Below are 11,887 nucleotides of genomic sequence, written 5' to 3'. Positions count from 1 at the left end.
TTTATTTCATTGATGCTATCCCTTTCTCGCGATATCGAGGCCAAACTGGCGACTCCTTTAAAAATTGGGTCAGTAACCGTAAAAAGCCGCGTTTTACAATCTCCTCTTTCAGGAGTCACCGATATGGTTTTTCGGCGTTTGGTACGGCGATATGCCCCCGAGTCGATGATGTACACAGAGATGGTCAGTGCTAGCGAATTAAATCATTTACGTCAATTACCAAAAGTGATGGAAGTCGATCCCGACGAACACCCGATCGGGATTCAACTATTTGACTGTCGCCCGGATTTTATGGGAGAAGCAGCACAAAAAGCAGTTGCAGAAGGAGCAGATACCATCGACATTAATATGGGGTGTCCGGTCAACAAAATTACCCGCAAAGGCGGTGGCTCCTCCCTATTGCGCCAACCCAATATTGCCGTAGAAATTGTTCGCGCTGTTGTGAATGCTGTTGATGTTCCGGTGACGGTGAAAACGCGCATCGGTTGGAATGATGAGGAAATTAATATTCTTGACTTTGCCCAACAAATGGAAAATGCAGGGGCAAAAATGCTCACGCTTCACGGTCGCACTCGCGCCCAAGGTTACAAAGGTAAGGCACGCTGGGAATGGATTCGGCGAGTAAAAGAAATCCTCTCTATTCCCGTTATTGCCAATGGCGATATTTTCTCCGTGGAAGCGGCGATCCAGTGTTTGCAGTCCACAAAAGCCGATGGGGTCATGTGTTCTCGCGGAACCTTGGGTTATCCATTTTTGGCCGGAGAAATCGATTATTTCTTAAAAACAGGAAAAGTATTACCGCCACCGGCGATCGCAGACCGATTGCAATGCGCCAAAGAGCATTTGTTAGGTTTATGGGAATACAAAGGCCAGCGCGGAATCTATCAATCGCGCAAGCATCTCGCATGGTATGCCAAAGGATTTCCCGGTGCGGGAGAATTGCGCGATCGCCTCTCTCGCATTGAAAGTGTAGAGGAAGGGTGTCAATTATTGGATGAAGCGATCGCAATGCAGCAACTTTCAGGCCAAGAGACAACCTTGTCCCCATAACAAAAAACCGATCGCGTTAATGAATTAATTCTTAAATTTTTGGCCAATGAAAGCCCGATCGCGGGATAAAAGATGAAGGCTCGATCCTTCAGTTACACTGGAGAAAAATGCTTGCAATTGAGAAAACAAGTGCATCTGAAGGAATGAGATCAGTCGCTGAGAGGGAGCAAAATGGAGTTAAGCAAGCCAGTCTCACAAAATTTAGAATTATTGACAGGCATCATTAATACTTCTCTCGATGGAATCGCTGTTATCGAGGCCGTGCGAAATTCAGACGGGGACATTCTTGATTTTTGCTGGCTGATGCTCAATCCAACGGCAACTCGCTTGTTAAACTGTTCCTCAGAACAATTGCTGGGAAATCATTTCCAAGAAAGTCCGCAAAAACTCCCCCTAGTATGCGCTTTGACCGATCGCTTTCTCGACTGCAAAGGCGTACTTGAAACCGGACAACCCCTAGAAACAGAAATTACCGTCCCGCAATTCTCCGATGGGTCGCCGCAAAAATCCTCGATCTCCAAATGGTTTCGCCTGACTATTGTTAAATTAGAAGATCGTTGCCTTTTAACGTTTCGGGAGATTACAACGGCGATCGCCGATCGCTTTTTCGCTGAAACCCAATTACGACAAATTAATGAGCGCCTCAATACCCTCTTTACCTCCAGTGCGACGATTCTTTATAGTTGCAAACCCCAACAATCAATCCCTCATCAATCGTCACCCGTTCTCAAGCCCCAATACCCATATCATACATGGGTGAGTGAAAATGTTGCCGAGATTTTGGGTTATGATGCGAAAGATTATGTCAGCGATCGCGATTTTTGGCTGCATCGTATTCATCCCCTCGACTGCGATCGCGTCCTGCAAGAATTATCTCGCCTTCTCTCTACCGGTCGCAGTGCTTGCGAATACCGCTTTCGTCACCAAGATGGTACCTATCGCTGGATTTATGATGAGTTGCGCCTCCTCGATAACAATGTCCTCGAAACCTCAGAAGCTGTAGGCTATTGGCTCGACATTACCCAACGCAAACGAACCGAATTACAACTCGCAGCTTCAGAAAATTCCCTGACTCACTTATTGAGAAAAGAAAAAGAATATACCCAAAAACTCGATCGCCAAAACCAACAATTACAAGCAGAAATTCGCGAGCGAGTTCGTGCGAAAGAGTGCTTGCAAAACTCCCAGCAACGCCTCTCATTTCTCTTTCAACAAATGCCCCTCGCCGCCATCGAATGGAATCGCGATCGCCAAATTATCGCTTGGAATCCCGGAGCAGAAAACATCTTTGGTTACTCGGCTGAGGAAATTATCGGACAAATGTTCGACTTTATTGTTCCCGATTGTGCCAAAGCGAGAGTGAGAAAAATCTTTGAGAACCTTTTAGCCAATCGCGGCGGTCGTTACAGTATTAATAACAATATTACCAAAGCCGGTAGAAATATCGTTTGTGAATGGTACAATATTTCTCTCATTGATGAGAATGGGACAGTTATCGGCATCGCATCTATTGCAACAGATATCACCGAACGCCAACAGCGAGAACTCCTAGAAAGCACGCAAAATACAGTTTTAAGAATGCTGGCTCGCGGTCAAAGTTTAGTGGATGTTTTAACCACATTCGTGACTCAGATCGATCGCCTCATGCCCTATTTAACGACCTCTATCATGTTCCTCTCGGAAGATGGCACCTATTTACATTCCTGTATAGCCTCCCGACTGCCCCCAGAATACTTACAAGAAATCGATCCTTTTCCCATCGGTCCCAATTCCGGCGGTTGCGGGACGGCGGCCTACTTTAACAAACGCGTAATTGTTGAGGATATCGAAACCCATCCCTTTTGGCAACCCTTCAAACAACTCATTCTCCCTCACGGTTATCGCGCTTGTTGGTCGGAACCGATTGTCTCCGATACGGGGAAAATGTTGGGAACTTTCGCTTTCTATTTTACCGAAACGCGATCGCCGAATCCTCAAGAAATTACAATTGTAGAATCGATTGGGCGTTTGGCTGCTCTCATTATCGTTCGCAAGCGATCGGAAGTTGCCTTACAAAAGAGTGAAGATCGGTACGAACGCGCCACCCGAGCCGCAGGAGTGGGCGTTTGGGAATGCAACCTCCAAAATGGGGATTTATATATCGATCCAACGATTAAAGCTGTATTGGGTTATCGCGATGAAGAATTTGCCAACGATCCCAAAGTCTGGATCGAACATATTCATCCCGACGATCGCGCCAGTTCTAAAGCGGCAATGACGGCCTATTTTGCCGGAGAAAATCCCGAATATATCGACGAGTATCGAATGTTACATAAAGATGGTTCCTTGCGCTGGATTCTTTGTTATGGGAGAACCATCGGGGATGAGCAAGGAAATGCGTGGCAAATGGTAGGAACTCATACAGATATTAGCGATCGCAAACAAACGGAAATGGCACTGCAACAAGCTAAAGAAGAAGCAGAACAGGCCAATCGAGCAAAAAGCGATTTTTTGGCTTCCATGAGTCATGAATTACGAACTCCTTTAAATGCCGTTCTGGGTTTTACGCAAGTTCTCGCCCAAGGTGATTCGTTAACCTCTCAACAACAAGAATATCTCGATATTATCAATCGCAGTGGCGCACATTTGCTCACATTGATTAACGATATTTTATCGATGTCAAAAATTGAAGCCGGTCGAGTCAGTTTAAATGAAGAACGTTGCGATCTTCATTACCTCCTTGAATCTATTCGCGATATGTTAGCTATTAAAGCACAAACGAAAAATGTAGAACTCAGAATTGAATGTGCGGCTAATGTTCCTCAATACGTGCAAATTGATGAAGGAAAATTGCGCCAAATTCTCATCAATCTTGTGGGTAATGGCATTAAATTTACCAACTCCGGATTCGTTACTTTAAGGGTCAATATTCCTCACCAGTTAGTCAGTCACCCGTCACTAATTAGTCAGTCACCAGTTCGTCAGTCACCCGTCACCCGTCACCCGTCACCAGTTTGTCAACAACAAATACACTTTGAAGTTAAAGATACGGGATGCGGAATTTCCCCAGAAGATTTGGAGTTACTTTTTAATCCTTTTGAACAAGCAAAAACTCAACGCAGCAAAATTGAAGGGACGGGGTTAGGATTGTCCATTAGTCGGGAATTCGTGCGCTTGATGGGGGGTGATATTACAGTGAGTAGCGATCGCGATCGCGGTTCCACTTTTGCTTTTGATATTCCTGTTAGCCCGATCGAAGACAATCCGGTTATTCGACAATCTCAAAGCCAAGAAGCGATCGCCGAACTGCGAGATTCTTTATCGACTATCCTGCACGACTCGGAACCCTATCGGATTTTAGTGGTAGAAGATATTACGGAAAGCTCTCAATTACTCCTGCAACTATTGCAAAATGTAGGATTTCTCACTCGTACCGCCGACAATGGTTCGGATGCCGTAAAACTTTGGCAAACATGGCAACCCCATTTAATTTTGATGGATATTCGGATGCCGATTATGGATGGTTGCGAAGCCACTCAACAAATTCGCGATCGCGAAAAAGAAATTGAGAATACCTCTATCCCCATCATTGCCATTACAGCGAGCGTATTTGATGAAGATCGAACGGCAATTTTTGCAGCCGGATGCGATGATATTATCAACAAACCTCTCGAAGAGAAAATTTTCTGGGAAAAACTAGCATTGTATTTACATTTACCCGATCTGCACCGCCCAATAGAGCCGAATTCTGACGAAAGTTCAGACTCCTCCGCGCTGAGTTTAAATCGAGAACAATTACAAATCATGCCGATAGATTGGCAAGAAAAACTCGATCTCGCTTGTCTGGAAATCAATTACGAGAACATGAGATCGCTGATCGCACAAATCCCCGCCACAGAAACTATTTTGCGCGATCGCCTCAGTCAGTTAATTGAGGACTATCGCGTTGATATTATTCTCGATTGGCTGCACCTCAACCAAACAGCGTGAAAAAGTGTTAATAGCAATACTTTTTTGCATTTCCGTTACATTTGAAATGCCCTCACTGACCCGATCTGTTAAGGAAAAACAACTTAAGTTAAGTTTCATTTTGAGATCGGTACTTTCACAAGATTTTCACAATTACAATTCATAATAAGTGCATAACATTAAAACAAGTATTCTGCACCTCGCAGAATTTTTAGAGAAGTTGAGGACGATTTAAAAATGCTGGCATTTATAAATTCTGTAATGCTCTCCAATTGTTTCCCGACCCATTTAGGAATACTCTCAACTAATTTTAGCACAAGCTTGCAAGGGACTGCCGATTTTACTCTCGCGATCGCTTATTATATTCTGCCTTTAATTCTTGTTTATTTTGTTACCAAGCGCCGCTCCGTTCCTTGCAATATCCTAACTTTTCTATTATTAGCATTTGCGATCGCCAACGGAACGTCCTATCTGCTAACGGGAATGAAAGTCTTCTCCACCTCAACATCATCGGGACTTTTAATCGCCAGCCACGGGATAACAGCAATTTTAAGTGTCATCGTTTTGTCTAGACTCCTCCCTCTCTTCCCCAAACTTCTCACCCTTCCCAGCAGCGATCGCCTCGCCCTGATCAATCAAGTCCTGCAAAATGAAGTCAACGAGCGCAAACAAGCCCAAATTGCCCTAAAAAAACTCAACGAAGAATTAGAAAATCGCATCGAAGAACGAACGGCTCAATTACAAAACACCCTACAACAATTACAAGCAGAAATTCGCGATCGCAAAGAAGTTGAAATGGCCCTGCGGCGATCGAAAATGCAGCTAATCGAGCAGAATCAACAACTCGAAGCCACCCTTAAAGAACTTAGATCGACCCAGGCACAACTAATTCAGAGCGAAAAAATGGCGGGTTTAGGGCAGATGGTGGCCGGGATAGCCCACGAAATTAACAATCCTGTGAATTTTATTCATGGCAATCTCGAATACTTGCAACCCTCCATCAAGAATTTACTGAATATCATCGCACTTTACCAAGAGGGCAATCTCAAAAACTCCAGTTCTTTGCAAGAAGCCATTGAAGAAGCCGATCTGGAATTTCTCCAAGAAGATTTACCGAGAATTGTCACGTCCATGACCGTCGGAACCGATCGCATTCGCAAGATCGTTAAATCTTTGCGTAATTTCTCGCGCTTGGACGAAGCTGAAATGAAAGCCGCCAACCTCCATGAAGGCATTGACTCCACCTTAATGATTTTACACAATCGCTTCAAAGCCAACGGACGGCGACCGGAAATCAAAATCAACAAACAGTACGGCCAACTGCCCAAAATAGAATGCCATCCCGGTCAACTCAATCAAGTCTTTATGAACCTTTTCGCCAATGCGATCGATGCCATTGAGGAAAAATTGCAAACAACCCCGAATCTGACCCCCGAAATTCAGATTCAGACGCACCTGAAAACAAAACCGAACGCTTCCCAGCCCAATTCAGTAGAAATCCGCATCCTCGACAACGGCTGCGGCATGAGTGAAAAAACCCGCACTCAACTATTCAATCCCTTCTTTACAACCAAACCCGTCGGGAAAGGGACGGGTTTGGGGAGTTCGATTAGCTATCAAATTATCGTTGACAAACATCACGGTAGCCTTAAATGTCACTCTCAAAGCGATCGCGGTACGGAATTTATTATTGAGATTCCTCTGCCTCGGGTTGCTCATCGCGCTACAATAGAAAAGCCGCAAATGGCTGAAAAGCATCCAGATCGAGATCCTTTAAGGAATCATCCTTCGTCAGTCGGCGAATGTAGCACTTTTATTCCCCATCCTGCTGCCAATGCGATTTCTCCTTGTTGAAGATGACGAAATCCTCGCTCAAACCCTCAGTACGGCTTTAGTCGAACACAACTACGTCGTTGATGTGGCCAAGGATGGCGAAGAAGGATGGGATTATGCGCGATCGTTTACTTACGATCTCATGCTGCTCGACGTGAGTTTGCCCAAATTGGATGGCATTTCCTTATGTCGGCGCTTGCGAAGTGAAAATTACCACAATCCAATTTTGTTACTCACGGCTAAAAATGCGAGTGAGGATAAAGTCGCAGGATTAGATGCGGGAGCCGATGATTATGTGGTTAAACCCTGCACCGTCCAAGAGCTTTTTGCCCGCATTCGCGCCCTATTACGTCGCTTGAACAGTTCTGGCGCACCCATCTTGGAATGGGGAGAGTTATGTTTGGATCCGAGCAGTTGCGAAGCGAGTTGGCAAAATGGACTTTTACCGTTGTCTCCGAAAGAATACGGGTTATTAGAATTATTTTTACGCAATCCCAAGCGGATTTTTAGTAAAAGTTCGATTCTCGAGCATCTCTGGTCCTTTGAAGATCCTCCGGGGGAAGAAACCGTGCGAGCGCATATTAAAGGACTGCGCCGCAAACTGAAAATGGCTCACGCCCTCGATCCCATTGAAACCGTCTATGGTATGGGATATCGCCTCAGAGAAATTGAGACAGAAGAAGAAAAAAAGAGCGGTGAGACTGCAATTTCTCTAGAAGGGATGCAGAAGAAGGGTATAAATGACCACCAAGAGAGGCAAAGAAGAGAAGAAGAGAAAGTGAAACAAGAACAACACAAAACAGAAACCACTTTAGATGCTGTCGCCCAGATTTGGGAACAATTTAAAGGTTCATTTTTAGAACGAATTGAGGAGATAGAAACAGCGATCGCGGCACTTTCTGCCAAAACTCTCAGCGAAACTTCGCGAATCAATGCCGAGAGACAGGCACACAAGCTCATTGGCTCTTTAGGAATGTACGGGTTATCCCAAGGATCGGATTGGGCACGAGAATTAGAAGTGGCATTTATCGAAATTGGTAAAACCCAAGAGAGAACGGTAAATCGAGTTAAAGTCCAACAATTGCAAACCCTCATCCATCAATTACGCCGAGAAATTGAATCTAATACTCAAACATCTCACTCCCCACTCCCCATTCCCCACTCCCCACTCCCCACTCCTCACTCCCCACTCCCCACTCCCCACTCCCTCAAACAACTCGTTTTGCTGATAGATGACGATCCGTTTTTAACGCAAGACTTGCAACAAGAAGCCTTAAAATGGAACATTCGCATGGAAGTTGCTGGAGATGTCCCTCGAGGCCGAGAAGCGATCGCTAAAACGCAACCGGATTTAGTCTTGTTGGATTTGGGCTTTCCCGAATCCCCCCGAGAAGGGTTAGTTTTATTAAAAGAATTAAATGAATGTCATCCCGATCTGCCCGTATTGGTTTTAACCGGACGCGAAGGTTTCAACGAAAGAGTTGCTGTTGCTCGTTTGGGTGGGAAAGGCTTTTTGACCAAACCTCTCTCTTCCACCCGCGTCTTAGAAAAAGTAACAGAAGTCCTCGAACGTCAATCTTTTGCTCAAACAACTATTCTCGCCGTCGATGACGATCCCCTGCTCTTAGCAAGACTAGAACAGTTTCTCGCCTCGGGACATTATAATTTTCATACCCTTGCCGATCCTCGTTTATTCTGGGAAACCTTAAACGCGATCGCGCCGGATTTATTGATTTTAGATGTAGAAATGCCCTACATCAACGGCATCGAACTCTGTCAAGTCATTCGCAACGATCCGAAATGGAAGGGGATTCCCATTTTATTTCTCTCCGCCAATCGCGATCGCGAAACCATTCATCGCATCTATCAAGTCGGGGGAGATGACTATATCTGCAAGCCTGTCACGGAACCAGAATTAATCGCCCGCATCGTCAATCGTTTGGATCGCTTGCGCTTGCTCGATAATTTAACGAGATCGGGGCATTTCAATGAGCAATGAATAATACCGACCGCTTCAGAGGAAGGCTTGAGACCGCTTCTTTTTGGTCAAACTTGAATTAACACTAAGTGGGTTTGCTTATTTCTTTTGCTTGTTTGCTAGTTTACAATCAATTTAAATTGAGTGTGAGTTCATGAGCAAGATCGTTACTATTCATTCTTATCGCGGCGGTACGGGAAAATCAAACATTGCAGTTAATATTGCAGCAAATTTAGCCTGTCAAGGGAAACGCGTGGGTTTAATCGATACCGATCTCAACAGTCCTGGCGCTCATATTCTTTTCGAGCTATCGACCGAGGCGATCGCCCCGACTCTGAACGATTATCTCAGAGGAGAATGCGCGATAGTGGATACCATTAAAACCAGTTCGGTAGAAAATCTTTATTTCGTACCGGCATCGCCGCGAGAAATCGATGTCATTACAATTGCTAAAGAGGGATTTTCTATAGAAAAATTAGTGGATGGGTGTTATCAATTTATCGAAGCCTTCGATCTGGACTATTTATTTATTGATACCCATCCCGGACTGCATGAAGAAACTCTACTACTCATTTCCATTACCGATCTGCTGTTGATTGTTTTGCGTCCAGACGAACAAGATTTTCAAGGCACCGCCGTCATGCTCGATATTACGCGCGATCGCCTCGGAGTAGAGAGCATTCTCCTGCTCAATCTCATTCCCAGTTTTATTGCCATTAATACCCTCAAAGAAAACTGCGAGAAAACTTATAAAGCCGATGTTTTGGGCGCATTGCCCCATTCTGAAGAATTCTTTGGCAGTCAGGGGATTTTTTCCATTCAGCATCCCGATCGCGAAATTTCCCAAAAATTTCAAGCATTTGCCGAACAGTTAGCTTTATTATTGCCAATAACAGAATAATCGAGAGAATTTTCGCTGATTAATTTATCTAACTATTCGCCGAAGCAGGTTCGCCGATTAAAACAAGAGAACAATTCAACTTGGAAATTACCCGCGTTGTCGTATCGCTGACCGCTAAGCCTCCAGCCGTGCGACGGCGAAGCGATCGCAGAATTACCAAATCGAACGATCGCGATGTTTTCAAAATCAGTTCGGCAATATTGTCATTCCGAGAGGTTTGAATTGTAAAAGGAACTTTAGGTTCGGTTTGTTCTAAAAATTCAGACAACAACGATTTAAATAAATCGATTTGTTCTAAAGGCATTTGGCGATCGCAAACATGTAAAAAGGTAATCTGGCCTTGATTACTATCGGCAAACAAACGGGCAAAGCGCACGGCTTGTAAAGTTTGAGGCAAAAGATCTTTGATCGGAATTAGAATGCGATGAATATCTACAGGTTCGTCAAGCAAGCGGATCGCCGCCACCGGGCAATGTGCCGACCACAAAACACTATCGAGAAAATTACCAAATAGTCGCGCTCGCAGCCCAGTTGTTTGACCCCACCCCATAATAATGATACTGGCATTTTGCTCCCTCGCACTGCGAGCAATGCCTTCAGGAATATCATCATCAATGCGAACTTTTGGCACGGCTTCCACCTCAAACATTTTACTAATTTCTATGGCTTGAGATAAAAGGCGATCGCAACGTTCGATAGATCGGGATACCTCGGGATCGTCTAAGCGAGCGTGTGCCTTAGCGATCGAGAGAGCGACGAGTTTCCCTTCCTCGTGACGAGCCAGTAAAGCGCCCATCTCGATTAAATACCCTCTTGTAAAAGGATTGGCAATAGGAACTAAAACCGTAAAAGGATAGCGCATATCCAACCATACGGGTAATTTAGACTCTGTTTCGGGTTCTTCTTCGATCGTTAACTCGGGTAAGGGCAAATTGGGAGCAAACCGCGATGTTAAAACCGGTCCGAGAATCGCCGTGACTAACATTAAAACGATGACGGCATTAAAAATCGAATCAGAAATTAATCCCACCTGTAACCCGACTAAAGCTGCCGCTAAAGTTGCCGCAACTTGGGGCAAAGATAAAGACCACATCGTGAAGCTTTCATCCCAACTATAGCGATAGAGCCATTTTGCAACCAAAGCAGCGAGAAATTTGCCCGCGATCGTTCCAACGACGATCGCCAAAGTGATTCCCAATTGCGTCGTGAGAGTCTTGACAAAAGCCTGCATATCTAAAAGCAGCCCCATATCAACAAAGAAAAAGGGAATAAATAAGGTTGCTCCCACAAATTCTACTCTTTCTTTAACAGGACTGTGACCCACCACGTCATTAACGGCTAAACCCACTAAAAACGCGCCCACAATTTTATCGATATTAATAATTTGTGCGCCGACAGCAGCCAAAAAAACAGCGAGTAAAATGAAGAGAAATTGATTATTGCGATCGTCTCCCGTGCGGCGAAAAAATTCTTTTCCTGCCCAACCAAACCCCAATAAAACGATAAGTGAATAAATTGCTAATGCTCCTAATTGTAAAAACAGAGAAGTCGGAGAAAATTCTCCTTGGTGTATAGAAACGCAAATGGCCAACACTAAAAGTGCAGCAATATCTGTAAAAATTGTTGCCCCAATGGTGACGGTGACAGCTTGATTGCGAATCACTCCCAAGCGATCGACAATGGGATAGCCCAAAAGAGTATGAGACGCGAACAAAGAACCGATAAGAATCGACGCATTCCAACCCATCCCAAAAGTACGACCCACGAGTGTACCGATAATCAGAGGGAATAAAAAAGTTGCTAAGCCAAATCCTAGCGATCGGTTCTTCGTTTTACGAAATTCATTGAGATCGATTTCTAATCCGGCGACAAACATGAGATAAATTTTGCCTGCATCCGAAAGCAATTGCATGATCTCTTGATCGGGATCGAGAAAGTTTAATCCACTCGGTCCGATCGCGATGCCCGCAACCAAAAGTCCCACTAATCCGGGTAATCTCAAACGCTCAAAAATTGGCGGAATGGTTAAAATAATTAACAATAAAACGGTATAGGCAACAATAGGTGTATCGGGAACGAGAGCGAGGAAGTTTTCCATAGTTGTAACGATAAGTAAAAATGAGCATATAACGTTATATGCTCATTTTTAGATTTTAGCGATCGCTGATTTTGTGAAA

6 protein-coding genes are annotated in these 11,887 nt (G+C 44.5%); 5 read left to right on the top strand and 1 reads right to left on the bottom strand.

The genetic code is table 11. From position 1 onward, the window contains the following. The first annotated feature begins 12 nt into the window (after positions 1–12). The 5 genes from dusB (at position 13) to AC6RV6_RS02870 (ending at position 9,710) form a co-directional block, all read left to right on the top strand. Positions 13–1,050 carry a tRNA dihydrouridine synthase DusB gene (dusB, locus tag AC6RV6_RS02890; protein ID WP_500238809.1) on the top strand — a complete coding sequence of 346 codons (1,038 nt, stop codon included), beginning with the start codon at positions 13–15 and terminating at the stop codon, positions 1,048–1,050. Between the two features lie 171 nt (positions 1,051–1,221). Next, positions 1,222–5,019 (top strand): PAS domain-containing protein, encoded by a 3,798-nt coding sequence (locus AC6RV6_RS02885; protein WP_500238808.1) that lies wholly within the window; start codon positions 1,222–1,224, stop codon positions 5,017–5,019. A gap of 240 nt (positions 5,020–5,259) precedes the next feature. Further along, on the top strand, positions 5,260–6,852 hold the full coding sequence (locus AC6RV6_RS02880; RefSeq protein WP_500238807.1) for a sensor histidine kinase: 1,593 nt from the start codon (positions 5,260–5,262) through the stop codon (positions 6,850–6,852). Beyond that, positions 6,833–8,830 (top strand): response regulator, encoded by a 1,998-nt coding sequence (locus tag AC6RV6_RS02875; protein WP_500238806.1) that lies wholly within the window; start codon positions 6,833–6,835, stop codon positions 8,828–8,830. Before AC6RV6_RS02880 ends, AC6RV6_RS02875 begins: the two co-directional genes overlap by 20 nt. A 133-nt stretch (positions 8,831–8,963) precedes the next feature. Next, positions 8,964–9,710 carry a MinD/ParA family ATP-binding protein gene (locus AC6RV6_RS02870; protein WP_500238805.1) on the top strand — a complete coding sequence of 249 codons (747 nt, stop codon included), beginning with the start codon at positions 8,964–8,966 and terminating at the stop codon, positions 9,708–9,710. Between the two features lie 28 nt (positions 9,711–9,738). Here AC6RV6_RS02870 and AC6RV6_RS02865 read toward each other — a convergent pair whose 3' ends face one another. Beyond that, entirely contained in the window at positions 9,739–11,808 is a 2,070-nt protein-coding gene (locus AC6RV6_RS02865; protein WP_500238804.1) for a cation:proton antiporter domain-containing protein, read from the bottom strand. Positions 11,809–11,887 lie beyond the last annotated feature (79 nt).

It is taken from the genome of Spirulina sp. LEGE 11439, from assembly GCF_059821285.1.
Note: the sequence above shows the minus strand (reverse complement) of the source record. Positions and strands in the feature narration are given on the sequence as shown.